This window comes from Pseudomonas sp. MD330_10 (assembly GCF_042610415.1).
Classification (GTDB): Bacteria; Pseudomonadota; Gammaproteobacteria; order Pseudomonadales; family Pseudomonadaceae; genus Aquipseudomonas; species Aquipseudomonas rhodesiae.
Window position 1 is genome coordinate 1 of sequence record NZ_JBHGZU010000024.1, and the last position, 21,505, is coordinate 21,505.

25 protein-coding genes are annotated in these 21,505 nt (G+C 62.0%); 11 read left to right on the forward strand and 14 right to left on the reverse strand.

Going from position 1 to position 21,505, the window contains the following annotated elements; all coding sequences use genetic code 11:
* Window positions 1-277: 277 nt before the first annotated feature.
* From nadE to ACFZPT_RS24620, 3 genes are read right to left on the reverse strand one after another with little or no spacing between them, the layout of a single operon-like run.
* Window positions 278-1,093, reverse strand: a complete 816-nt coding sequence (gene nadE, locus ACFZPT_RS24610; protein ID WP_379555663.1) for an ammonia-dependent NAD(+) synthetase — start codon at window positions 1,091-1,093, stop codon at window positions 278-280.
* A 1-nt stretch (window position 1,094) separates the two neighbouring features.
* Complete coding sequence (gene pncB, locus ACFZPT_RS24615) at window positions 1,095-2,312, reverse strand: nicotinate phosphoribosyltransferase (protein ID WP_099312318.1); 1,218 nt, start codon at window positions 2,310-2,312, stop codon at window positions 1,095-1,097.
* An 11-nt stretch (window positions 2,313-2,323) separates the two neighbouring features.
* Window positions 2,324-2,971, reverse strand: coding sequence for a nicotinamidase (locus ACFZPT_RS24620; RefSeq protein ID WP_034096951.1), 648 nt, complete (start codon window positions 2,969-2,971; stop codon window positions 2,324-2,326).
* A gap of 146 nt (window positions 2,972-3,117) precedes the next feature.
* Between ACFZPT_RS24620 and ACFZPT_RS24625 the strand changes: the two genes are divergently transcribed.
* Window positions 3,118-3,810, forward strand: a complete 693-nt coding sequence (locus tag ACFZPT_RS24625; RefSeq protein ID WP_034096950.1) for an NUDIX hydrolase — start codon at window positions 3,118-3,120, stop codon at window positions 3,808-3,810.
* A gap of 18 nt (window positions 3,811-3,828) precedes the next feature.
* Here ACFZPT_RS24625 and ACFZPT_RS24630 read toward each other — a convergent pair whose 3' ends face one another.
* Window positions 3,829-4,602 (reverse strand): L-iditol 2-dehydrogenase, encoded by a 774-nt coding sequence (locus ACFZPT_RS24630; RefSeq protein WP_099312320.1) that lies wholly within the window; start codon window positions 4,600-4,602, stop codon window positions 3,829-3,831.
* Window positions 4,603-4,618: 16 nt separating this feature from the next.
* A complete protein-coding gene (locus ACFZPT_RS24635) occupies window positions 4,619-5,944 on the reverse strand; it encodes a sugar ABC transporter substrate-binding protein (RefSeq protein WP_099312322.1) in 1,326 nt (441 codons plus the stop codon).
* Between the two features lie 208 nt (window positions 5,945-6,152).
* Here ACFZPT_RS24635 and ACFZPT_RS24640 point away from each other — a divergent pair, with 208 nt between their 5' ends.
* The 3 genes from ACFZPT_RS24640 to ACFZPT_RS24650 all read left to right on the forward strand — a co-directional run bounded on the left by ACFZPT_RS24640 (window position 6,153) and on the right by ACFZPT_RS24650 (window position 9,231).
* Window positions 6,153-7,073, forward strand: coding sequence for an AraC family transcriptional regulator (locus ACFZPT_RS24640; RefSeq protein WP_099312325.1), 921 nt, complete (start codon window positions 6,153-6,155; stop codon window positions 7,071-7,073).
* A 172-nt stretch (window positions 7,074-7,245) separates the two neighbouring features.
* On the forward strand, window positions 7,246-8,193 hold the full coding sequence (locus ACFZPT_RS24645; RefSeq protein ID WP_099312327.1) for a nucleoside-specific channel-forming protein Tsx: 948 nt from the start codon (window positions 7,246-7,248) through the stop codon (window positions 8,191-8,193).
* A 15-nt stretch (window positions 8,194-8,208) separates the two neighbouring features.
* The gene (locus ACFZPT_RS24650) at window positions 8,209-9,231 is read left to right on the forward strand and encodes a purine nucleoside permease (protein WP_034113061.1); all 1,023 of its coding nucleotides are present in this window, start codon (window positions 8,209-8,211) and stop codon (window positions 9,229-9,231) included.
* A 55-nt stretch (window positions 9,232-9,286) separates the two neighbouring features.
* Here ACFZPT_RS24650 and ACFZPT_RS24655 read toward each other — a convergent pair whose 3' ends face one another.
* The 3 genes from ACFZPT_RS24655 to ACFZPT_RS24665 form a co-directional block, all read right to left on the reverse strand.
* Window positions 9,287-10,246: a zinc-binding alcohol dehydrogenase family protein gene (locus tag ACFZPT_RS24655; RefSeq protein ID WP_099312329.1), complete on the reverse strand. Its 960-nt coding sequence runs from the start codon at window positions 10,244-10,246 to the stop codon at window positions 9,287-9,289.
* Between the two features lie 27 nt (window positions 10,247-10,273).
* Window positions 10,274-10,447 carry a DUF1427 family protein gene (locus ACFZPT_RS24660; protein WP_080758717.1) on the reverse strand — a complete coding sequence of 58 codons (174 nt, stop codon included), beginning with the start codon at window positions 10,445-10,447 and terminating at the stop codon, window positions 10,274-10,276.
* A gap of 89 nt (window positions 10,448-10,536) precedes the next feature.
* Window positions 10,537-11,301: a helix-turn-helix transcriptional regulator gene (locus ACFZPT_RS24665; protein ID WP_099312332.1), complete on the reverse strand. Its 765-nt coding sequence runs from the start codon at window positions 11,299-11,301 to the stop codon at window positions 10,537-10,539.
* Window positions 11,302-11,417: 116 nt separating this feature from the next.
* On the opposite strand from ACFZPT_RS24665, the gene ACFZPT_RS24670 reads away from it, so the two are divergent.
* Both ACFZPT_RS24670 and ACFZPT_RS24675 read left to right on the forward strand, forming a co-directional pair.
* Window positions 11,418-11,660 (forward strand): DUF6555 family protein, encoded by a 243-nt coding sequence (locus tag ACFZPT_RS24670; RefSeq protein ID WP_034096942.1) that lies wholly within the window; start codon window positions 11,418-11,420, stop codon window positions 11,658-11,660.
* A gap of 16 nt (window positions 11,661-11,676) precedes the next feature.
* Entirely contained in the window at window positions 11,677-11,949 is a 273-nt protein-coding gene (locus ACFZPT_RS24675) for a hypothetical protein (RefSeq protein ID WP_034113054.1), read from the forward strand.
* Window positions 11,950-12,013: 64 nt separating this feature from the next.
* Here the strand turns inward: ACFZPT_RS24675 and ACFZPT_RS24680 are convergent, their stop codons facing one another.
* From ACFZPT_RS24680 to ACFZPT_RS24690, 3 genes are all read right to left on the reverse strand, one after another.
* Window positions 12,014-12,184 carry a metallothionein gene (locus ACFZPT_RS24680; protein ID WP_080758716.1) on the reverse strand — a complete coding sequence of 57 codons (171 nt, stop codon included), beginning with the start codon at window positions 12,182-12,184 and terminating at the stop codon, window positions 12,014-12,016.
* 89 nt (window positions 12,185-12,273) lie between these two features.
* Window positions 12,274-12,726 carry a DMT family transporter gene (locus ACFZPT_RS24685; protein WP_034096940.1) on the reverse strand — a complete coding sequence of 151 codons (453 nt, stop codon included), beginning with the start codon at window positions 12,724-12,726 and terminating at the stop codon, window positions 12,274-12,276.
* A gap of 4 nt (window positions 12,727-12,730) precedes the next feature.
* Window positions 12,731-13,219, reverse strand: coding sequence for a DMT family transporter (locus ACFZPT_RS24690; protein ID WP_034113053.1), 489 nt, complete (start codon window positions 13,217-13,219; stop codon window positions 12,731-12,733).
* 117 nt (window positions 13,220-13,336) lie between these two features.
* Between ACFZPT_RS24690 and ACFZPT_RS24695 the strand changes: the two genes are divergently transcribed.
* The 3 genes from ACFZPT_RS24695 (at window position 13,337) to ACFZPT_RS24705 (ending at window position 15,003) form a co-directional block, all read left to right on the forward strand.
* Window positions 13,337-14,269 carry a LysR family transcriptional regulator gene (locus ACFZPT_RS24695; protein WP_047882911.1) on the forward strand — a complete coding sequence of 311 codons (933 nt, stop codon included), beginning with the start codon at window positions 13,337-13,339 and terminating at the stop codon, window positions 14,267-14,269.
* Between the two features lie 141 nt (window positions 14,270-14,410).
* On the forward strand, window positions 14,411-14,629 hold the full coding sequence (locus ACFZPT_RS24700; protein WP_034096938.1) for a hypothetical protein: 219 nt from the start codon (window positions 14,411-14,413) through the stop codon (window positions 14,627-14,629).
* Window positions 14,626-15,003 (forward strand): type II toxin-antitoxin system VapC family toxin, encoded by a 378-nt coding sequence (locus ACFZPT_RS24705; RefSeq protein ID WP_034138684.1) that lies wholly within the window; start codon window positions 14,626-14,628, stop codon window positions 15,001-15,003. The genes ACFZPT_RS24700 and ACFZPT_RS24705 overlap by 4 nt, the downstream gene beginning before the upstream one ends.
* A 12-nt stretch (window positions 15,004-15,015) precedes the next feature.
* On the opposite strand, the gene ACFZPT_RS24710 is transcribed toward ACFZPT_RS24705, so the two are convergent.
* Both ACFZPT_RS24710 and ACFZPT_RS24715 read right to left on the reverse strand, forming a co-directional pair.
* Window positions 15,016-16,335 (reverse strand): Nramp family divalent metal transporter, encoded by a 1,320-nt coding sequence (locus ACFZPT_RS24710; RefSeq protein WP_034096936.1) that lies wholly within the window; start codon window positions 16,333-16,335, stop codon window positions 15,016-15,018.
* Window positions 16,336-16,376: 41 nt separating this feature from the next.
* A complete protein-coding gene (locus ACFZPT_RS24715; protein ID WP_034096935.1) occupies window positions 16,377-17,930 on the reverse strand; it encodes a DUF726 domain-containing protein in 1,554 nt (517 codons plus the stop codon).
* A 282-nt stretch (window positions 17,931-18,212) separates the two neighbouring features.
* Here ACFZPT_RS24715 and ACFZPT_RS24720 point away from each other — a divergent pair, with 282 nt between their 5' ends.
* Both ACFZPT_RS24720 and ACFZPT_RS24725 read left to right on the forward strand, forming a co-directional pair.
* Complete coding sequence (locus ACFZPT_RS24720; RefSeq protein WP_034096934.1) at window positions 18,213-20,021, forward strand: monovalent cation:proton antiporter-2 (CPA2) family protein; 1,809 nt, start codon at window positions 18,213-18,215, stop codon at window positions 20,019-20,021.
* Window positions 20,022-20,093: 72 nt separating this feature from the next.
* Complete coding sequence (locus tag ACFZPT_RS24725) at window positions 20,094-20,648, forward strand: hypothetical protein (protein ID WP_034096933.1); 555 nt, start codon at window positions 20,094-20,096, stop codon at window positions 20,646-20,648.
* Between the two features lie 135 nt (window positions 20,649-20,783).
* On the opposite strand, the gene ACFZPT_RS24730 is transcribed toward ACFZPT_RS24725, so the two are convergent.
* Window positions 20,784-21,503 (reverse strand): alpha/beta hydrolase, encoded by a 720-nt coding sequence (locus ACFZPT_RS24730; RefSeq protein WP_099312334.1) that lies wholly within the window; start codon window positions 21,501-21,503, stop codon window positions 20,784-20,786.
* Window positions 21,504-21,505 lie beyond the last annotated feature (2 nt).

The following is a 21,505-nucleotide window of genomic DNA, read 5'->3' on the forward strand; positions in this document are numbered from 1 at the left end:
GGGCTGCGAAGCAGCCCCAAACCCAGGCACCTCGGTGTGTCAGCTAAACCACATCGCCTGGAATGGGGCCGCTTCGCGGCCCAGCGCGGGGCAAGCCCGCTCACCACAGAGTTATTTCAGCCTTAAAACTTGTGTAGCGATCTATGGCTATTGGGGCCAAATGCACCGAGTTGCCGGGTGCTCGCTCAGAGGAATCTAACTGTGGGAGGGGGCTCGCTCACCACTTGCGAGCCTGTTCACCATAAGCAAGCCCACTCGTCCCGGACAGGGTACGAGGTTAGAGGGGGACGATGGGCAGCGCGCGTTTGTGTGCGGTCTTGCGGTAGGCGCTTTCCACTATCGTGCGTACCTGCTCACTGACGGGTTCGCCCATCAGGTAGGCATCGATATCGTCATAGGTGCAGCCGTAAGCGACTTCGTCCAGTTTTCCCGGCGCCAGTTCTTCGAGGTCGGCGGTGGGGGCTTTTTTGACCAGGTTGGCCGGGGCGCCCAGTGCGGTGCCGAGCAGGCGTACCTGGGTCTTGGTCAGGCCGGACAGCGGCGCCAGGTCACAAGCGCCGTCGCCGAACTTGGTGAAGAAGCCCATCAGCGCTTCGGCGGCATGGTCAGTACCCACCACCAGGCCGTTGTGCAGGTTGGCCACGGCGTACTGCGCGATCATGCGGGCACGGGCCTTGACGTTGCCTTTGATGAAATCCACCTGCGCAGCGCTGGCTTCGCTGGCCGCCAGGCTGGCCATCAAGCCGTCGACACTGGCGGCGATATTCAGGGTGTCGATCTGGTCCGGCTTGATGAAGTCCATGGAGGCCTGAGCATCGTGCTCATCGGCCTGGCTCTTGTAAGGCAGGCGCATGGCGATAAACCGCGCGGGATAACCATCGTCACGCAATTGTTCGGCGGCCAGCTGACACAAGCGGCCTGCCACCAGCGAGTCGACGCCACCGCTGATGCCCAGCACCAGCGCTGTGCAGCCGGACTGGCGCAATGTGTGTGTGATGAAATCGATGCGACGTTGGATTTCCTGGGGCTCACCGCCCTTGACCAGCGCGCGGTTGATGTTCAGTTCCTGAGCGATGCGGTCCTGGGTTTGCATGTCACACCTCCACTTTGCCAACGTTGAAGACTTGCGCGGCGTACTGCAAAAACGAGGCGTCTTCGCAGACGTTTTTCACCGGGTCATCGGAAAACTTCACCACCGGTTCGCCGTGGACCCGCACCAGTTTCATCACAATGCTCAGCGGCTCCACGCCGTCCACATCGCAGGCCAGGCTGGTGCCCATGCCGAAACCGAAGCGGGCCTTGCCGCGAATGTGGCGCAGGATCGGCAGGCATTTTTCGAAGTTCAGCCCATCGGAAAACATAAGGTCTTTGGTCATGGGGTCGATGCCAAGTTCCTTGTATCTGGCCAGCACTTTATCGGCCCACACGATGGGATCACCGGAGTCCTGGCGCAGGCCGTCGTAGAGCTTGGCGAAGTACAGGTCGAAATCCTTGAGGAAAAAATCGGTGCTGATGCAGTCGGTCAAGGCAATGCCGAGGCGGCCGCGATATTCACGTACCCAATTTTCCAGCGCGGCGTTCTGACTTTCGCGCAGGCGCCCCAGTTGCTGGTGCACCATCAGCCATTGGTGGGCCATGGTGCCGATCAGCGGCAGGTCAAACTCGTAGGCCAGGTGGGCGTTGCTGGTGCCGACAAACTGGCCGGGGAAATCGCGGCGCATGATGTCTACCACTTCGCGTTGGGCCTTGAACGACAGGCGCCGACGGGTGGAAAAATCGGACACCCGCAGGTCGGCGAGTTCCTCGCGGCTGAGGTTTTTTTCCAGCCAGTCGAATTTCTGATAGAGCTTGCGGGTGACGTCTTCCAGAGTCACGTCGGGGTATTTATCGCGGTTGCGCAGTTCGCTGACCAGGGCCAGCACCGGTTGCTCGAACATGATGCAGTGCAGCATCGGGCCGATCACGCGGATGTTGAGCTGGCCGTCCACTTCACTCACATGGATATAGCGCAGGTTGAAGCGGAACAGACCGAGGAAGCGCTCGTAGTCGGGTGTAAGGTATTCGCGAAAACGCGGGTTGAACAAAAAGCGCAGCTCGCCTTCGCGCATTTGCAGGCCAGCGAGTTTTTCCAGCTCGGCGCGCAGTTCGGGGATCAAGTGGCCGAGCTTTTCCTTGGAACGCACGATGAAGTTGTATTCGACATCCACGTTGGGGTGCTGGTGCAACACCGCTTGCATCATGGTGAAGGTGTAGTAGTCGGTGTCGAGCAAGCCCTGAATCACCGGGGATTCGTAGTCGTATGCACTTTCCATGGTGTCTCTCCTTAACGCGTGGCCATCGCGGCCAGTTCTTCGCGGGTGCGGCTGATAACGGCCCCCGCCTTGAGCAACTCATTGACGGCCTGCACACCGCCCTCCTCGCTGATCCCACGGCACGCCGGCAGGTGCAGGACCACTTCCAGGCCGGCCTTGAGCAGTTGCAAGGCGGTGGTCTTGACGCAGAAATCCAGGGCCAGGCCGCCGACGATCACACGGGCCACGCCGTGGGCTTTCAAATATTCGATGACACCAGTGGACAGCTTGTCGTGCAGGTCGTGGTAACAGGCGCCGTAGGGATGCAGGTCGGGTTCGACGCCTTTCCAGACGAAGTAATCGTAGTCATACGGGGTGGGCAGTTCGTCGAGCAAGGTAAAGCCTTCGGTGCCCGGCACGCAGTGGCTGACCCAGGTGAGGTCGGCGTGCTCCAGGCCGGTGGCTTGCATCATGTCGCTCTGCTGCTGGACCACCCACGGAGCGTTAGGGGTGTGCGCATCTTTGCTGCCGATACGATGGCCGACCAGGCTGGCCATGTAGTTCAGCTCGGCACCGATCTGATCACCGCCGGCCACGGGCAACTCGTTGGGGCACAGGGGCGTAAAGCTCTTCTGGGCATCGACGTCGAATGAAGCAATGGCAGTTTTGGAAAGGGTCATGGCGGTTCTCCTGTGGCCTGGAAACAAAAGTACACGTCATGTACTTTCATTGCAAGAAACATTTATCAATAAGTATCGGTGCAAGTACATGACATATTTTTTCGATCCGTTAGACTGTGCCCCACCGCTGTTTAGAAGGATGCCCCATGTCACTCAGCCCCTACCTCCACACCGTCGACCTGTGCGTGCTGTTTTATTGCCGCGAGTCGGGAGAGATCAAACTGCTGCTGAATCAGCGCGAAGCCGAACCGTTCGCCGAGCACTGGGCGCTTCCGGGGGTGGTGGTCAATGGCGACGTGCAAGATCTGAGCCTCAAAGATGCCGTGGAGCGATTGCGCGCCAGTGACAAGGTCGGCCTGGAACTGGCCTGGTGCGAACAGGTCGGCACGGTGGGCGATGCGTTTCGCGACCCGCGCTGCTGGTCGTCGTCGACGTATTACCTGGCAATCGTGGCGGGTGAGGTCAGCCTGGGTGAGCGTCAGGGCTGGTTTTCACTCAATGCCGTGGCGGACGGCAGGATCCGGCTGCCATTCGATCACAACCTGATCGTCGCAGCCGTGCTGGAGCGGTTGTTGTCCAAGTCGCTATACAGCAGCTTGCCGTTGATGTTCCTCGGGCACGAATTCAGCGCGCCGCAAGCGACGGCGATCTTTTCCGTGGTACTGGGCAGACCGGTGCTCAAGACCAGTATTCGTCAGCGTTTGTTGAAGCTGACCGAGGCGGGCTACCTGCGCGAGACTGGCCGTAAAAAGCCGGGCGAAGGCGGCAGGCCCCAGGCGACGCTGCAACAACTGAAGCCTGGGGCGGTGTACTTTTTTGATCGCAGTTTTGCCGAGTAGCCTGGCTGCCCGGCTGGCTCAGCTCATCCAGTTACCCCCGTCGACGTTGTAGGTCTGGGCCACCACGTAATCAGCGTCCTTGGTCGCCAGGAAGATCGCCATGCCGGTCAGATCCTCGGCAGTGCCCATGCGCCCGAACGGTACTTCGGCCCCCACGCGTTTTTTCTTCTCGCCCGGCGCCAGGCCCTCATGCCGGGCGAACAGCGCGTCGACGCCATCCCAGTGCTCGCCGTCCACCACGCCGGGGGCGATGGCGTTGACGTTGATGCCGTGTTGGATCAGGTTCAGCCCCGCCGATTGCGTCAGGCTGATCACCGCCGCCTTCGTCGCGCAGTACACCGCCACCAGCGGTTCGCCGCGCCGTCCAGCCTGGCTGGCCATGTTGATGATTTTGCCGCCGTGGCCCTGGCGGATCATCTGTCGCGCAGCCGCCTGCAGGGTGAACAGGGTGCCGGCGACGTTGATCGAGAACAGCCGTTCGAAGCTTTCGCGGGTGATGTCGACGATGGGCGCCAGGTCGAACAACGCTGCGTTGTTGATCAGAATATCCAGCTTGCCGGCGTGGGCCACCACGGCGCCAATGGCCGCATCGATGGAGGCTTGCTCGGTCACATCCATGGCCACCGCATACGCCTGGGGGCCCAGTTCGGCAGCGGTTTGCCGCGCCTGTTGCAGGTTGATGTCGGCGATGGCGACCGTGGCGCCTTCTGCGATATAGGCCTGGGCAAACGCGCGGCCAATGCCCCGCGCCGAGCCGGTGATCAACGCGCTCTTACCGTCGAGTCGTTTCATGGTGATGTCCTGATCATTATTTGGGATAGCCGGCGCGTTTCATCTCGCGTTCGGTGCTGGTTTGCGCCTGCTGCAAGGCTTGGTCGACCGACATGCCGCCGGTCAACGCGGCCGAGAACAGCTTGCCGACCGACGTACCGATGGCCTGGAACTCGGGGATGGTCACGTACTGAATGCCCACGTACGGCACCGGTTTAAGCGACGGATGGGCGGGGTCGGCGTGTTGCATCATCGCCAGGGTCACTTGGGCAAACGGTGCAGCTTTAAGATAGGCCGCGCTATAGGTGGACTGGCGGGTGCCCGGCGGTACGTTGGTGATGCCGTCTTGATCGGCGACCCATTGTATGTACTCCTTGGACGTAGCCCAGGTGATAAAGGCCTTGGCCGCATCCTTGTGCTTGGACGTGGCCGGAATCGCCAATGACCAGGCGTATAACCAGGAAGAGCCTTTGTCGGTGACTTCGGTGGGCGCCGCCGCGAAACCTACGCGGTCGGCGACCTTGCTCTGACTTTTGTCGGTGGTGAAAGAACCAGCCACGCTGGCATCGACCCAGATCGCGCATTTACCGCTGTTGAACAGCGCCAGGGTTTCGTTGAAACCATTGCTGGACACGCCCGGCGGCCCGTACTGCTTGAGGGTGTCAACGTAGAAATTGGCCGCCGCCGTCCACTCGGGGCTGGTCAGTTGCGGTGTCCATTGCTCGTCGAACCAGCGCGCACCGAAGGCGTTGGCCATGGTACTCAGCAGCGCGATGTTCTCGCCCCAACCGGCTTTGCCGCGCAGGCACATCCCGTATTGGCCCTGGGCTTTGTCGGTGAGTTTGGCGGCGAATTCGCCGAGCTGGCTCCAGGTAGGGTGCGCGGGCATGCTCAGCCCGGCTTGCTGGAACAGGTCGGTGCGGTAGTAGGTCACGGTGCTTTCACCGTAGAACGGCAAGGCGTACAGGGTGTTATTGACCGACAGGCCCTGACGCACCGAGGGGAAGATATCGTCGACATCGTAGTCGGGCGGCAGTTGAGTGAGCGGCTCCAACCAGTGCTTGGCGCCCCATAACGGTGTCTCATAAGTGCCAATGGTCAGCACGTCGAACTGCCCGCCCTGGGTGGCGATGTCGGTGGTAAGGCGCTGGCGCAAGACGTTCTCTTCGAGCACCACCCAATTGAGTTTGATGTCCGGGTGCTGCTGCTCGAACACCTTGGACAAGCGCTGCATACGGATCATGTCGCTGTTGTTGACGGTGGCGATGGTCACGGTGTCGGCAGCTTGGCTGGGCAGTGCCAGGGCCAGGCCGCTGAGCGCGAACAACGCATGGGCAAGTGTGATTTTGCAGGTTGGGAGCATGGCGGTTTCCACCTGTTGTTTTTGTTGTTGAGCGCCGATTACAGCAGCTTGGTCACGCCCTCACAAACCCGTGGCGGATGCCCTTCTGGTACTTTTTTAACCCTTGGCGTAGAGGCAAAAAAGTATCAGTGGCGGGCCGAGGCGCGGGTAGCGCACGGGTGGCCAGCGGCGTATTTTTAGGCATTCCCCTCCAACAAGAGGCATCCCCATGCCCGTCAGCCGCGCTACCCTGTTCGACCATCGCCCGGCAGAGCGCGAAGTGATCCTGCCCGAGCCGGACCATTGCTTTCGCTGGTTCGAACACGACTATCCCTATGAACTGGCGCGCTGGAACCATCATCCCGAGTTTGAAATCCACCTGATCCGCCACGGCAGCGGCAAGTTGGTGGCGGGCGATTACATTGGTGCGTTCAGCGCCGGGCACGTTGCGCTGATCGGCCCCGACCTGCCCCACGACTGGATCGGCGACCTCGCCCCCGGCGAATACCTGGCCGGCCGCGACGTGGTGTTGCAATTCGACGGGGCTGCCCTGCTCGCCTTGCGCAACACCCTGCCGGAACTCGGCGACTTACAACGCTTGTTCGAACAGGCGAGGCGCGGCCTGGCCTTCAGCGGCGACACCGCCGTGCGGGCCGCGTGCCTGATGGAAGACATCGGTCGCGCCCATGGCCTGCAACGCTTGATCCTGTTCCTGCAATTGCTCGACACCCTGAAAAACGCCCCGACGCATCAGATGCAAACCCTGGCCAGCCCCTGCTACGCCCCCACCCTGGACGCACGCAGCGCCGAACGCATCCACAAGGCGTTCGACTACCTCATGCGCGAACTGACCGGCGACGTGCGCCTGTCGGAGATCGCCCGTCAGCTGGACATGAGCGAGCCGGGCTTCTCGCGTTTTTTCAAGCGCAACACCGGCCATGGTTTTATCGACCTGATGCGCAAATTTCGCGTGCAGCGCGCCTGCCGCTTGCTGCTGCAAAGCGAGATGTCGGTGGCGGATATCTGCTTTGAAGTGGGCTACGCCAACCTATCCAATTTCAACCGGCACTTTCGCATCGAGATGCAGCAAACCCCCAGCGACTATCGGCGCGACACCGCCGTGCACCTGTTCGACAGCAGCAAAAAATGACACCCAGCCAATGTTGATCAACAGGTCGACTATTAACCGAATTTCCCAGTTATTTCAGTGCGCTAACCAAAGTTGGTACAGCCTGTGCAAACGTTTGCGCTAAGAACTTGCCAGACAAGTTCCGATCTGCCCGAAGAATCGGGTTCAAACCGCGCAAGAACAGGGATTTTCAATGCATCGCACCTCTCGGCTCCCCGCTCCATTGGCTGTTTCTGTGCTACTGGCCGCCGTTACGGGACTACTCAGCGCACCCATTTTGGCGCAGTCCAAGCCCACCGATGACTCAGCACAGGGCGAAACCCTGGCCCCCGAAGCCAGCCCGGCGAAACAAGGCGTGTACCTGTCGGACTGGTTCAACCAGGACCTCACGCTGATCGGCAGTAAAGACATCAGCTTCGGCCCCAAGCCCACCGATGACATCTACCTGGAATACGAGTATTTCGGCCGCAAAGGCCCGTTCGAGCTGTATGGCTATATCGATGTGCCCAAGATCCTCACCATCGGTAACAGCAATGACAAAGGCGTATGGGACCATGGCTCGCCGGTGTTCATGGAGCACGAACCGCGAATCTCCATCGACTACCTGGCCGGCCGCAGCCTGGCCGTCGGCCCGTTCAAGGAATGGTACGTGGCGTTCGACTGGATCTACGACCACGGCAGCAACAAGGAAAACCGCGCCAATACGCTGTACAGCGGGCTGGGCACCGACATCGAGACCCACTCGCGGGTCAACCTGTCGGCCAACTTCTACGGGCGCTACCAGTGGGAAAACTACGGGGCCAGCAACGAGTATTCGTGGGACGGCTACCGCGCGCAGATGAAGTACATCGTGCCCATCGGCAAGTTCGACAACGGCGCCTCGCTGACCTACATCGGCTTCACCAACTACGATTTCGGCTCGGACCTGCACAAGGACAACCCGGCGCGCACCGCCAACGCCTTGGTGGCGACCAACGTGCTGCTGTATTCGTTCACGCACCTGCGCTTCACCCTGGTCGGCCGCTACTTTCACAACGGCGGCAACTGGGAGGACGGCAGCGAGTTGAATTTCGGCGAAGGCAACTTCCGCGCGCGTTCCGACGGCTGGGGTTATTACGCCGGCGTGGGCTACCAATTCTGATCTAAGGAGCACTCGATGAATGTATTCAACCGCCTCTCAATCGCCATCGGCCTCGCCTTGCTGGCCCCTGTGGCGCTGGCACAGGCGCCGATCAAGCCCAAAGTGATGCTGATCACCATGTTCGCCCCCGAGGCGCAAACCTGGATCGACCGTCTGGCGCTCAAGCAGGAAGTGCGCGTGCCGGGTCTGTCGGCCGAATATCCAGTGATCCGCTGCAACACCCAGGACGTGTGCCTGCTGGTCACCGGCATGGGCCAGACCAACGCCGCCGCGTCCACCCTGGCCCTGGCGTTGTCGCCGCAGTTCGACCTGCGCCAGAGCTACTTCCTGGTCGCCGGTATCGCCGGTATCAGCCCCAAGCACGGCACCCTCGGCACCGCCGCGTGGGCCCATTACCTGGTGGAATTCGGCACTCAATGGGAGTTGGATTCACGGGATGCACCCAAGGCTTGGCCGACCGGTTACCTGGGTATCAACACCAAAGGCCCCAACGAAAAGCCACCGCTGGACTACAAGACCGAAGTATTCGAGCTAAACCCGGCGTTGCAGGCCAAGGCGTTTGCCTTGTCCCATAAGGTCGAACTGAGTGAAAGCAAAGAGTCGGCCGCCTGGCGCAAACACTACCCCGCCGCCCCGGCCAACCAGCCGCCGCAGGTCACTCGCTGTGACACCCTGGCCGGCAACACCTGGTTCTCCGGCACGCGGCTGAGCGAACGCGCCGAGGTCTGGACCAAGCTGCTGACCGACAACAAAGGCGAGTACTGCACCACCCAGCAGGAAGACAACTCCACCTACGAAGCCCTGCTGCGCGCCAGCCGCGAGGGCCGGGTAGACATCCAGCGCCTGGCGGTAGTGCGCGCCGGCTCGGACTTCGACCGCCCCTACCCCGGCTACAGCGAGGTGGATAACCTGCTCAAGTACGCCGACCAGGGCGGCTTCGTGCCGGCGCTGGAGAACCTGTACCGCGCCGGTAACCCGCTGGTGCAGGCGATTTTGAACAACTGGTCGGCGTGGGAAAAAGGGGTGCCAGACGCCTGAGCGGATGGCCCCGCGCGAGGGGCGCTTGCTCTAGCAGGCAAGCGCCCTGGCCCTCTCACGGCAGCAGAATGAATTTATCCGCGCTGCCCCGGTTCACCGCGTCGTAACAAGCCACCCCATCGGCCAGCGCCACCTCGCGCAGGCCCGTCGGCAACGGCAACGTACCTTCATCGAAGAAGCGCCCGAGTTGCGCGAGCATCACCGCACATTGTTCGCAGTTGTAGAGCAATGAATTGATGCCCACCACCGAGCCGCCCTTGCGATACAGGGCCAGGGCCGGTAGCTGCACATGACCGTCCGCAGGCGCGGCGATGATCGCGATGCGCCCGAACGGGGCCAGACCCGCTACCGCCGCCGGCAGCCAGAAACCGGTAGTGTCGAAGATCACCTCAGCGCCGCCCTCGAACACCCCATGCACCTGGGCGCCCAGCGCATCAGGCTCGCCCAGGGCAATCGCGGTGTACCCCTCGGCCTGCAACGCCTCGACTTGATCCGCACGGCGCACCGCCGCCAGTACCTGGGCCCCACGAATCTTCCCCAAGGCCAGGGCCGCGCGGCCCACGGCGCCATTGGCACCGATCACCAGCAACCGTGTGCCGCTGCCGACACCGCTGCGCTCCAACGCATCCCACGCGGTGGTGTACGGCACGCCGAGGCTGGCGGCCTGAGCAAAGCTCAACTGCGCCGGTTTACGCGCCACGCCTTGGGCCGACACGGTCAGATACTGGGCGTGGGAGCCGTCGGCAAAGAACCCCAGGTCCCGACCCGTGCCCCACACTTCCTGGCCGAGCAGCGCCTGGGGGCCCTGCACCACCACGCCGGCAAAGTCGCGGCCAGGGATGCGTGGCAGTGTGGTGTAGGGGAAACGCCCGAGCACGTTTTTGACGTCGCTGGGGTTGAGGCCGGCGGCTTTGATCTGCACCAGCACGTCACCCGCGGCCGGAACCGGCGTGGGGATGTCAACCAGGCGCAGCGCGGCGAGGTCGCCGGTGGCGGAAAATTGCAATGCGTTCATGTTCACTCTCCAGCAGAAGAAAAGGCTTCAGGACAACCAGCCGCTGACCAGATGCCGGCCCATGGGCCAGAGCTTTTCGCCCAGCAGCATGCCCAGCAGGCCCACCAGGGCGATGGCCGGCGGTGCGGGCGAGCGGAAATCCAGGGCGCCGTAGAGCACGCCCACCAGCAGGCCGATGGCAAGGGAAATCAGATAGTCCATGGGGATTACGCCGTGTCAGTTGAAGCCGCCAGTCTAGGCAGCGCGCCGCGCCGGTATCGGCCAACTGCTTCAGGATTTCGGCCAACTCTTCAACTGCAGTACTGCGACGGCGCCACTCCCAGCTCGCGGCGGAACATGTCGCTGAAACTGCTCGGCGAATAGCCCAGTGCGCGGGCGATGCCACTCACCGACTGCCCCTGGATCAGCGCAGCCACCGCCGTGGCCAATTGCACCTGACGTCGCCACTCGGCGAAGCCCATACCCAAGTGAGTCTGGAACAACCGCGCCAGGGTACGCACACTGGCACCCGCCGCTTCGGCATGCTGCTCGAACGCAATCGCCAGGGACGGCGCCGCCATGACCGCCTGGCAAGCGTTGATCAGGCGGCGGTCGGCGTCTACCGGCATGGCGATGCGGATCGACGAACGCCGCGCGCGGTGCAGTTCCAGCAGTGCCAGGCCCACCACCGCGTCGTAGTAGGCGCCATCGCCGCTGTCGCCCTGCTCCACCAGCGTGACGATCAGCTCGCGCAGCAGCCCTGCGACCTCAATCACCTGCACCTCGGCATCCAGTGTCGCCGCCAACACCGGGCGCAGGTAGATGTTGCGCATCTGCAAATCCGACACCACGCGAATCCCGTGTTCCACCCCCGGTGGCAGCCAGACCGCACGCTGGGGCGGCACCACCAAGGCTTCGCGCGGGGTTTCCACCCACATCACGCCGCTCATGGCGTAGAGCAATTGACCCCAGTCATGGCGGTGCGGTTCGATGTACAGGCCGCGCGGGTAAGTGCGCGCCAGCGGCTGCACGGGAACGGCGTGATTGGTCAGGTCGGGGGGCGCGGCCAGGGCCATGGGCAGTCAGTCGGTGGTGAATGAGCCGCCATGGTAAACAGCACCGCTCGACAGTCCGAGTGAATTTTTAGCGCGCCCCAGGATCACTTGCTTACACCACCAGGGACGATGGCCCCATGAATAACGCAAAACTGTTTGTGATCGACTACACCCTTCATGGCGAAGCCAAGTCATTCATTATCCGCTTGGAAAAACTCGACACTCTGGAAGCCTGGCATTGGGCCAGTTGTGACGCGGGCGTCGGCCGTATTGGCCGCTTCGCGCGGGAACAGGTGAAAAAAACCAGCCCGGCCCAGGCTGAGAAATACGGCATCCAGAATGTGCAATGGCGCCGCTCGGACGCGCGCGCCCAGGCGTGAACAAGGAGATAACACCATGGTTTTACCGCAAAGAGTCAACGGCAAGGCGCGGATTGATTACACCCAAGACACCCTGTTCGGTCCGCTGGCCAAACATGCCGAATGTCAGGTCAGCCTTCAGCACACACCCGATTGGCTGGTGCTCGATGTGTTCCAGCCTTTACCTGAAGATCTTCAAGACGCGCAAACCGTGGTGTTCGCACTGGAGGGTCGACGCACCAGCGCCGTGGTCAAAGACCGTCAGCGCCTGGCCGACCACAGCCTGCGGTTGGAGCTGGAGACTCAGTAACGCCGCCTGAAAGCCTGCGTGGCGAGCAAGGCTGCTCGCCACCATCACCGTACTTACGGCGCCTTCAGGTTTTCGCCGATTTGGCGCACTCACACCCCGTGGCCGAAGCACAGGGTTCACCATGGGCATGGTGCTCGGCACAGCCCTGGCAGCAATAACCCTTACCGTCCTTCATTACCGCATCGACGCCCAGCACACATTTGCAGTGTGGGCAGGCACAGGTTTGATCTGGCATGGTCAGACTCCTCGTTCATGGTCGTCACGGTGCGGCGAGCGCCGGCACCCATAGCACTGACTGCCAGCCTGCGCGGATCGTTCCCACCATCAGTCGGTGCGCGTATTGCTGCGGTACATGAACACCAGTGCCAAGGCCAGGCAGGCCATGGCGACGAGACGGCTGCCGGACAGTTCGATGGCCGGGTTGCCCAGCCAGCCGAAATTGTCGATCAGCATGCCCATGCCCAATTGCCCGACGATCACCGCCACGGTGGCCACCGCCGTGCCGACCACCGGCACCGCGCCCACCATGACCATCATGTACACCACGCCGAACAACGCCCCGGTCAATTGCCACTTCGGCACGTCCAGCAAGCTGACGGCCTGGGCCGGCTCAAAGAAGAAAATCAACAGCGCCGTGGTCAATGCACCGACCGCGAAGGTCAACAGGCTGCTGCGCAGCACGCCGACTGTCTGCCCCAGGCGGCCATTAATCGCCGCCTGCACGCTGAGGACCGCGCCGGCGGCAATCACCAATATCAGTAAAAAAATCAGATTCATCGCCTTACCCTCGTGCAATCAAAACAAGTGCCGCCACGATCAACGCCAGCGCGATCCAGCGCTCGCCATTAACCCGCTTGCGCGCCGTGCCGAACCAGCCGAAATGGTCAATCAGCACGCTCTTGCCCACCTGCCCCGAGAGGATCGCGATCATCGTCATTGCAATGCCGATGTGCGGCGTGGCCAGGGTCAACACCACTACGTACATCGGCCCGAGGAAGCCGCCGATCAACTGCCAGCGCGGCAGTTCGGTGAGCGCCGGGCCTTTTTGCGGGCCACTGAACAACAGCAGCAAAAACAGAATCGCCGCACCCACGCCGAAAATGCTTAAGGTCGCCCACAAATGCCCCACCTGCTCGCCCAACGGCCCCAGCAAACCGGCTTCCACCGATAAGCCCATGCCGGCCAGGATCACCAGCGGCAACAGCAGCAAGCGCAATAAATTTCTTTTCGGCCTGGCCTGGGCCGCGTCTTCGATGGAACTTGCCTGCATACATCACCCGCGTTTCGAGATTGAAAAGATGGCGGGGATTATCCGGTGGCCGCGCTGTGCGATAAATGGGAGTATGCGGACAACACCTTTGCGCAAAACGCACAGTACGGAGCCGCCATGCAGGGTTTGAATGAGCTGAGTTTCAAGGCGTTGCGCCTATTTGTCGCGGTGCTGGACCACGGCAGTTTTTCCGAAGTGGCGCGTCGCGAGGGCCTGGCGCCCTCTTCGATATCGCGGCAGATCCAATTAATGGAGCAGGCCCTCGGGCAACAGTTGCTGTATCGCCACACCCGCGCGGTCAGCCCCACCGAGGCCGGGCGCCTGCTCGGGCGGCATGCGCGCCTGGTGCTGGAGCAATTGGAAGCCGCCGGGCAAGCCCTGCAGGAGCAGGAGCGCGAACCCAGCGGCCTGGTGCGCATCAACGCGCCGATGGTGTTCGGCCAGCGCCACCTCTCGCCATGGCTGGGCGAGTTATGCCGGCGCTATCCGAAGCTGCAACTGGATATCCAGCAAACCGACACCTACGTCGACCCCTTGCAGGACGGTACCGACCTGCTGTTTCGTATCGGCGTGCTCAACGACTCCAGCATGCAGGCGCGTATTTTCGCGCCGCAGCGCTTTCGCATCGCCGCCAGCCCCGCGTATCTGGCCCGGCACGGCACGCCCAGTCATCCCGACGAACTGGTCCAGCACCAGTGCCTGGCCTACAAAGGCGTCACCGGCCAGCAACGCTGGTTCTTTCGCCGCGCCCAGGGCGACTGGACGCCGTACAGCGTCAAAGGCCCCATCACCGGCAACCACGCCGACACCCTCACCCACGCCGCCGAACAGGGCCTGGGGCTGGTGGTGTTCCCCTCCTGGTTGATTGGCGACAGCCTGCGTGCCGGGACCTTGCAGGCGGTACTGACCGACTACGAAGTGGCAACCACCCTCGAACCGCAACAGATCGCCGCGTTGTGGCCGGGCAGCCGGCGCCTGTCGCTGAAGGTGCGTACGGTGATCGATTACTTTGTGGAGTGTTTTGGCGCAGTGCCGTATTGGGACAGGTGACCGGTACCTATGACGAGGCGTGCGACTGTTGAGGATTTTTCTGATGGAAAAAAGTAGGCTCGTTCTGATTTCACGGGCCACTATTTAAGGGCAAGTACGGGTTACGGCAGACTTTGGCGACATCTTTTCAGGAGAGGCGCCATGGGCTTGACCTATAAAAAACACTCACGCACTGAGCGGGCCGCTGCGGTAAATGCTGGGTCCGTTTCCGATAGTTCACAGGGTTTTGGCTATAGCTGGCCAAAGGACGCGCAACGTCGGCGGATTGGCGCCATGAAAGGAAAGCTGGAGATCCCCGATGACTTCGATGATCCACTGCCAGATGAGTTGCTATCTACGATTGAGGGCAGCCTTCCATGAGAGTGTTGTTGGACACTCATATCCTGCTCTGGGCCTTGTGCGACCACCCGAAGTTATCCCACAAGGCCCGAAAACTGATCGAAAGTGCCACAGAGATTTACATCAGCGCTGCGACATTCTGGGAAATGGCGATCAAGGTCGGCCTGGGAAAACTCGATGTGGACCTGGAAGAAATGCGTGAATACTGCCTGGAAAGTGGCTTCCTGGAACTGCCCATCACCTCAGAGCACGCCATCGCGGTAAAAAATCTCGACCATCACCACAAGGACCCGTTCGATCGCCTGATCGTCGCAACCGCTATGAATGAGCCGATCAAACTGTTGACTGCCGACCTGCGCCTGACTCAATACACAGCATGGGTGATCCTGGTGTGACGATGCCTGGATTCAGAACAACCACTGCCCAATCAACCACGCATTCGCGCCACTGATCAGTGCGAACAGCAGCCACGCCAGCAAACGCGTGGGCAGCCGATTCACAAAGGGCCCCATCAGTTGTTTGTCACCGGTCATGCGAATCAACGGGTACAGCGCAAACGGCAATTGCAGGCTAAGCACCACCTGGCTGAGCACCAGCAGTTTGCCGATCGCCTCATCGCCCATCAGCCACACCCCGACAAACGCCGGGATCAGCGCCAGCCCGCGGGTGATCAGGCGGCGTTGCCAGCAGGGAATGCGCAGGTTGAGGTAGCCCTCCATGATCACCTGCCCGGCGATGGTGCCGGTAAAGGTCGAACTTTGTCCGGACGCCAGCAAGGCGATGCCGAACAGAATACTGGCGAAGGCGCCGCCGACCAGAGGGTCGAGCAGGTGATAGGCGTCCTGGATTTCCACCACATCGGTGTGGCCGGTCTGGTGAAACGCGGCGGCGGCCAACACCAGGATCGCGCCGTTCACCAGCAGGGCCAGGGCCAGGGAGCCGATGGTGTCGATGCGCGCCAGCTTCACCGCGTCCTGTTTGCTGGCGAGGTCCTTGCCGATCAAGCGGGTTTGCACCACGGAACTGTGCAGATAAAGGTTATGGGGCATCACCGTGGCGCCCAGGATGCCGATGGCCAAGTACAGCGGCGCCGCATCGCTGATCGCCGACAATGACGGCACGAAGCCGCTGAATACCTCGGGCCAATGGGGTTTGATCAGCACCAGCTCGACAAAGAAACACACGCCAATGGTCGCCACCAACGCCAGCATGATCGCTTCCAGGCGACGGAAACCGCGGTTTTGCAGGGCCAGGACCAACAAGGTATCGAATGCGGTAATGACAATGCCGGTGGTCAGCGACACCCCCAGCAGCAAATGAAACGCCAGGGCGCAGCCAAGCACTTCGGCCAGGTCGGTGGCGATGATGGAGATTTCCGCCAGCACCCACTGGGTGCGCGCCGAGCGTCGGCTGTAGCGTTCGCGGCACAGTTGCGCAAGGTCTTTGCCGGTGGCGATGCCCAACCGCGAGCACAGGCACTGCACCGCCATGCCCGCCAGGCTGGCCAGCAACACCACGAACAACAGGCTGTAGCCGTAACGCGAACCCGCCTCGATGGCCGTGGCCCAGTTGCCTGGGTCCATATACCCGATGGAGATCAATAGCCCAGGGCCGGCGAACATCAGGGCGCGCTTGAAAAACGACGCCTTGGGATCAACGATAACGGAGCCGGCCACTTCCGGCGGGCAAAAAGGGGCGGTAGCGATTTTTGGCAGGCTGAATTTCACGCGGTATCCCAGGCAAACACACTCGACAAGCGTGCAGCTTATCAGTCGGACGCGACCGTGCGCATCACCGTCTCCCGAGGCAGGTCATACGCTTCCACCACCTGCACCACCAGGTCCAGCTCCTGATTCAGCGCTTCGCGCTCCATGCGCTGGCGAATCGCGCCGATCACCAGCACCGCGAGGGTGGTGACCGAATACGCCGGGCCGGAAAACGCCCGCACACCGGTTACCAGCAGCATCGCGGCGGCCAACGCCTGACCCACCACCGGAATAGCCGTGGCCGCCCCACGCCGCAGGATAAAACCGGTCAGCCCGGCCAGGGCGGTGCCGCTCAATGCTGCGGTGGCCGAACGCCCCTTGTCGAAACGACTGAAGACGCCCTGCTCTTTCTGCGCGGCCACCTTGAGTTCCGCATCGAACACCAGCCGGTCGGCGTTGCTGAGTTTGTCTTTGTACTGCGCGATCAGTTTTTCCGCGATCCGGGCCTCAAGGTCAGCCAACGCCAGGGTTTCGAGTGGCGCCTCGAATGTGATGCCCAGGCGCTGCGCCACATCGTCGGCAATTTGCCGGTAGCTCACGCCATGGCCACGGGCAAGGTTCATAAAGCTGTCACCGCCCATGCGTTGCAAGGCGATGGTCAACTTGAGCGGGTCACGCACCGTGGCGTCGATCGAGGCACTGCGTTTTTGCGCCAGCAGCTCGGCCAGAAACTTCAACTCCTCCGGCCGCCCTTGCACCAGGGCCGTATACAGATCCGCGTCCTCCTCCGCAAAGCGCACTTCGCTGCTGCGCTGGTCTGAACGGATCATGCCGCGCCGCTCGTGCAGCAGGTCGGTGTACTGCACCACTGTTCGCAATTGCGGCCAATAAGCCGCGTGATCGAAGGTGGCCAGGTGCACATTGCAGACCTTGGCTTTAAGCGCAGGGGTGACCGGGATCGGATAGCGGCCGATGCAACGCTCGGTGTCCGGCTTGATGGCCAGGGCCCAGTCCTTGCTGGAATGGCAGTTGATCACCCGCCCTTTCAGCAGCGCCGACACCTCATCCCACGGGCTCGACGTGCAGATCGCCCCGCCCATCAGCAGCAGGTTGTCCAGCGGCAACTCGCGAGCGGTGTCCGGGTTGGCCAGCAGGCTCTTGACCAGAATCCGCGCGCCCAGGGAATGCCCGATCAGGTTGATACGCTGCACCGGCAACGACGCTTGCTGCAGGTAGCTGGCCAATTCAGGCAGCAAACTCTTGGCCACTTCATCGACCCGCGCCTCAACGCTCTTGTAGTGATCGAGGAAATAGGCAATGGCCTTGCCTACCCCCACTGTCGCCGCGCCCAGGCTACCGCCGCCGAGCATGGCCGTGATCACGTCCTTGAACGGCGCGAACAGGTTCTCCAGAAAATGTCCCGCTGGCCAGAACAGCATCAGGTTGGTCGAGCCTTCGATGCCGGCCAGTTGTTGCGTGAAATTGCCCAACTGCTGCCGGTTGAAGAATGCCGAATACCCGTGCACGTAGAGATTGAGCACCTCGCCCTGGGGTTCGCCGCACAGCAGAAACGTGGGCTTGCGGGTGCGGTGCATGTCATCCCACTGGTGCTGCATGGGGTAAAGACTCCGGGTAACGAGGGACGGCGATAGTAACAAACTGTGAGTGACGGCAAGGTGAATCCTGACCGGCGTGGCCGTTTCTAATGCTCGGCCTCCATGCATAAGCCCGAGACAGGCTCAGGCGATGGCAAAACGCCCAACTGGCGAAGTTATCGATTTTCCCCTGCCCATCCGGGAAGGTCGCCACCTGCTACGCAGCAAAAACACAATTCTCATCCTGTAAAAAGCGCTCTAATACCCGCCTGTTGATTGGTTTTGAAGATTTTGGAGTTCGCAATGCCCCATGAAGGCAACCTGTTACAAGCAGCCGTGGTGTTTCTGCTCGCGGCTGTGCTCACCGTGCCCCTGGCCAAACGCCTGCAATTGGGCGCGGTGCTGGGCTATCTGTTCGCCGGGGTGATCATCGGCCCGTCGGTGCTGGGTCTGATCGGCAACCCGCAAAGCGTGGCGCAGTTTTCGGAACTGGGGGTGGTGCTGCTGCTGTTTATCATTGGCCTGGAACTGTCGCCCAAGCGCTTATGGGTGATGCGCAAGGCGGTGTTCGGCGTCGGCCTGGCCCAAGTGCTGTTGACCGGTCTGGTGATGGGCGTGGTGGCACTGTGGCTATTTGGCCAGACATGGAACAGCGCCATCGTGCTGGGCCTTGGCCTGGCGCTGTCGTCCACGGCGTTTGGCCTGCAAAGCCTGGCCGAACGCAAGGAGCTGAACCAGCCCCATGGTCGTCTGGCCTTCGCGATCCTGCTGTTCCAGGACATCGCCGCGATCCCGCTGATTGCCATGGTGCCGCTGCTGGCCGGCAGCGATCACCCCACCACTGAAGCCCAGGGCCTGCAGCATGTGTTGCAGATCCTCGGCAGCATCGCCGTGGTAATCGTCGGCGGACGCTACCTGTTGCGCCCTGTGTTTCGTATCGTCGCCAAGACCGGCTTGCGCGAAGTGTCCACCGCCACCGCACTGCTGGTGGTGATCGGCACGGCGTGGCTGATGGAACTGGCGGGTGTGTCCATGGCCCTCGGCGCCTTCCTCGCTGGCCTGCTGCTGGCGGACTCGGAGTACCGCCACGAACTGGAAGCGCAGATCGAACCGTTCAAGGGCCTGCTGCTGGGGCTGTTCTTTATCAGCGTGGGCATGGGCGCCAACCTCAGTCTGCTGCTCAGCTCACCGTTGATTGTGATCGGGCTGACCCTGCTGCTGATCGGTCTGAAGTTGCCGTTGCTGTACGCGGTCGGCCGTCTGGTGGGCGATCTCAATCGCGAAAGCGCCCTGCGCCTGGGCGTGGTGCTGGCGGCCGGCGGTGAGTTCGCATTCGTGGTGTTCAAGATCGGCCGCGACCAGGGCCTGTTCGAGCCGCACCTCTACGACGTGCTGGTGCTGACCATCACCCTGTCCATGGCCGTCACGCCGCTGCTGTTGCTGGTGTGCCCAAAGCTGTTCAGGCCCAAGGTCAAACCGGTGGAAGTGCCCGAGGAATACCGCGCCATCGAAAGCGACGCACCGCGCGTGGTCATTGCCGGCATGGGCCGTATGGGCCAGATCGTGGCGCGGATCCTGCGCGCGCAGAACATCTCCTTTATTGCCCTCGACACTTCGGTGGAAACCATCGAATTGACCCGCAGCTTTGGCGGCATGCCGGTGTTCTACGGCGATCCGCAGCGCCCCGAGATCCTGCACGCGGCCAAGGTCGACCAGGCGGAGTTCTTCGTGATCGCCATGGACGACCCGGAGATCAACATCAAGACCGCCGAGCTGGTACGTAACCTCTACCCGCACATGAAAATCATCGCCCGTGCCCGTAACCGCCAGCACGTCCATCGCTTGGTGGACCTGGATGCCTCACCGGTGCGCGAGACCTTCTACTCCAGCCTGGAAATGAGCCGCCGCGCCCTGGTCGGCCTGGGGCTCAGCCAGGCCCAGGCCGATGCGCGCATCGCGCGCTTCAAGAACCACGACCAGCAAGTGCTCGCCGCCCAACACGCGGTGTACGACGACGCCGCCAAAGTCATGCAGACCGCCCAGGAAGCCCGGGCAGAGCTGGCGCGGCTGTTTGAAATGGACCGACTTGAAGAAGAGTCCGACAAGGTGTGAGGTGAGGGATAAACGATCTTGCGAAATTTCTGACAGAATACGCCGCAATTTCGTTTATCCCTGGAGCGCTTCATGGCCACTTTCACCAAGACCGCCGTCCTGCTGGCCCTTGCGCTTACCGCCGGCAGCGTATTCGCCGCCGCCAAACCGACCACGCAAACCATCACCACCCTGGGCGGTAAGTTCAGCTTCACGCTGCCCAAGGCCTATGCCGCCGACACCCTGCCGCCGGACAAGGCCCAGGACGGCAGCGGTGTCACCCAAGGCACGATGTACGCCAACCAGACCACGAAAAGTGTGGTGATCGTCGCCGAAACCGTACGCAACGACGCTATCGACATCCAGGACAACGACCCGCAGTTCCTCGATGGCGCCGTGGCCGGCTTCGTCAAGGACCAGAGCGCCGCCCTGCCCGACTTCAAGAAACTGAGCGAGAAAAAACTCACTTTCAAGGGCCTCGGCCTGCGCCAGGTGGACAGCACTGCCACCCAGGGCGGCGGCAAGACGCTCAACTCCACGTTCCTTGGCGGTTCGGGCAACCATCTGCTGGTGATCCAAGCGATTTCTCGGGCCGACGACGCGAAGGGTCATGCGGCACTGGTCAAGCAGATTACCGGCGGCAAATAACCCGACTTGCTAGTTGTGCAGAAGATGAGTATCGACCCGCCGGGGGCAAGCCCCCTCCCACATTCTCGATCTACTGTGGGAGGGGGCTTACCCCCGATGGCGGTGTGAAGTGCGCCCCAAAAGTTGGATCAGGCATTACTTCAGGCTATCTTCCAACCACACCTTCACGTCCTGCACTTCTGCTTCGCTGATGGTATGCGGCATCCCCGGATACCCATGAAACGTCGGTTTAAGGCCCAGCCCCCTCAACACCTCGTTCGCCCGCGTCGCCGATGCGTAGGGCAGCGCCTGATCCAAGGTGCCGTGGCCGATAAAGATCGCCAGTTCATTCAAGCGCGGATCGGGCTTTAGCTCAGCCTTGAGTACCGGCAGAACGCTGCCGCTCAACGCTGCGATGCCACGCACCCGCTGCGGATCACGCAACGCCACTTCATACGCCATGATCGCGCCCTGGCTGAACCCAATCAGGAACACCCGATCGCTGCGGGTGTGGTATTTGGCGGTGGCCTGGCCCACGAAGTCCTGGATCAGCGCGGCACTGCGCTGCAGGTCGGCGGTCTCGCCGTCGTATTCGCCCTCACCCGGGGTCTTGGTGAACCAGCGATAACCGCTGGGCGCCACCGGCATTGGGGCGCGTGCCGACAGGTAAGTCCAGGTCGACGGCAGCGCGTCCTTGATGCCGAACAGATCTCGCTCGTCGCTACCGAAACCGTGCAGGAAAATCACCAGCGGCTGGTTGCGCGCCTCGCTCTGGGTCTGTTCCAGGTAGGCCAGGGGCAAGTCAGTGTGCAGCTCGGTGTCGGCATGGGCGCCGCCGGCCATCATGGCCAGCGCCAGGGCGAAGAGTTTGAACATCG

What these genes read in the sequence shown, in the direction of transcription:
- ACFZPT_RS24635 (WP_099312322.1), bottom strand. Translation starts at nt 5,944, where the DNA reads ATGCTCCCAACCTGCAAAATCACACTTGCCCATGCGTTGTTCGCGCTC.
- nadE (WP_379555663.1), bottom strand. Translation starts at nt 1,093, where the DNA reads ATGCAAACCCAGGACCGCATCGCTCAGGAACTGAACATCAACCGCGCG.
- ACFZPT_RS24640 (WP_099312325.1), top strand. Translation starts at nt 6,153, where the DNA reads ATGCCCGTCAGCCGCGCTACCCTGTTCGACCATCGCCCGGCAGAGCGC.
- ACFZPT_RS24670 (WP_034096942.1), top strand. Translation starts at nt 11,418, where the DNA reads ATGAATAACGCAAAACTGTTTGTGATCGACTACACCCTTCATGGCGAA.
- ACFZPT_RS24685 (WP_034096940.1), bottom strand. Translation starts at nt 12,726, where the DNA reads ATGAATCTGATTTTTTTACTGATATTGGTGATTGCCGCCGGCGCGGTC.
- ACFZPT_RS24720 (WP_034096934.1), top strand. Translation starts at nt 18,213, where the DNA reads ATGCCCCATGAAGGCAACCTGTTACAAGCAGCCGTGGTGTTTCTGCTC.
- ACFZPT_RS24665 (WP_099312332.1), bottom strand. Translation starts at nt 11,301, where the DNA reads ATGGCCCTGGCCGCGCCCCCCGACCTGACCAATCACGCCGTTCCCGTG.
- ACFZPT_RS24620 (WP_034096951.1), bottom strand. Translation starts at nt 2,971, where the DNA reads ATGACCCTTTCCAAAACTGCCATTGCTTCATTCGACGTCGATGCCCAG.
- ACFZPT_RS24645 (WP_099312327.1), top strand. Translation starts at nt 7,246, where the DNA reads ATGCATCGCACCTCTCGGCTCCCCGCTCCATTGGCTGTTTCTGTGCTA.
- pncB (WP_099312318.1), bottom strand. Translation starts at nt 2,312, where the DNA reads ATGGAAAGTGCATACGACTACGAATCCCCGGTGATTCAGGGCTTGCTC.
- ACFZPT_RS24650 (WP_034113061.1), top strand. Translation starts at nt 8,209, where the DNA reads ATGAATGTATTCAACCGCCTCTCAATCGCCATCGGCCTCGCCTTGCTG.
- ACFZPT_RS24705 (WP_034138684.1), top strand. Translation starts at nt 14,626, where the DNA reads ATGAGAGTGTTGTTGGACACTCATATCCTGCTCTGGGCCTTGTGCGAC.
- ACFZPT_RS24655 (WP_099312329.1), bottom strand. Translation starts at nt 10,246, where the DNA reads ATGAACGCATTGCAATTTTCCGCCACCGGCGACCTCGCCGCGCTGCGC.
- ACFZPT_RS24680 (WP_080758716.1), bottom strand. Translation starts at nt 12,184, where the DNA reads ATGCCAGATCAAACCTGTGCCTGCCCACACTGCAAATGTGTGCTGGGC.
- ACFZPT_RS24695 (WP_047882911.1), top strand. Translation starts at nt 13,337, where the DNA reads ATGCAGGGTTTGAATGAGCTGAGTTTCAAGGCGTTGCGCCTATTTGTC.
- ACFZPT_RS24630 (WP_099312320.1), bottom strand. Translation starts at nt 4,602, where the DNA reads ATGAAACGACTCGACGGTAAGAGCGCGTTGATCACCGGCTCGGCGCGG.
- ACFZPT_RS24625 (WP_034096950.1), top strand. Translation starts at nt 3,118, where the DNA reads ATGTCACTCAGCCCCTACCTCCACACCGTCGACCTGTGCGTGCTGTTT.
- ACFZPT_RS24700 (WP_034096938.1), top strand. Translation starts at nt 14,411, where the DNA reads ATGGGCTTGACCTATAAAAAACACTCACGCACTGAGCGGGCCGCTGCG.
- ACFZPT_RS24675 (WP_034113054.1), top strand. Translation starts at nt 11,677, where the DNA reads ATGGTTTTACCGCAAAGAGTCAACGGCAAGGCGCGGATTGATTACACC.
- ACFZPT_RS24725 (WP_034096933.1), top strand. Translation starts at nt 20,094, where the DNA reads ATGGCCACTTTCACCAAGACCGCCGTCCTGCTGGCCCTTGCGCTTACC.
- ACFZPT_RS24715 (WP_034096935.1), bottom strand. Translation starts at nt 17,930, where the DNA reads ATGCAGCACCAGTGGGATGACATGCACCGCACCCGCAAGCCCACGTTT.
- ACFZPT_RS24660 (WP_080758717.1), bottom strand. Translation starts at nt 10,447, where the DNA reads ATGGACTATCTGATTTCCCTTGCCATCGGCCTGCTGGTGGGCGTGCTC.
- ACFZPT_RS24690 (WP_034113053.1), bottom strand. Translation starts at nt 13,219, where the DNA reads ATGCAGGCAAGTTCCATCGAAGACGCGGCCCAGGCCAGGCCGAAAAGA.
- ACFZPT_RS24730 (WP_099312334.1), bottom strand. Translation starts at nt 21,503, where the DNA reads ATGTTCAAACTCTTCGCCCTGGCGCTGGCCATGATGGCCGGCGGCGCC.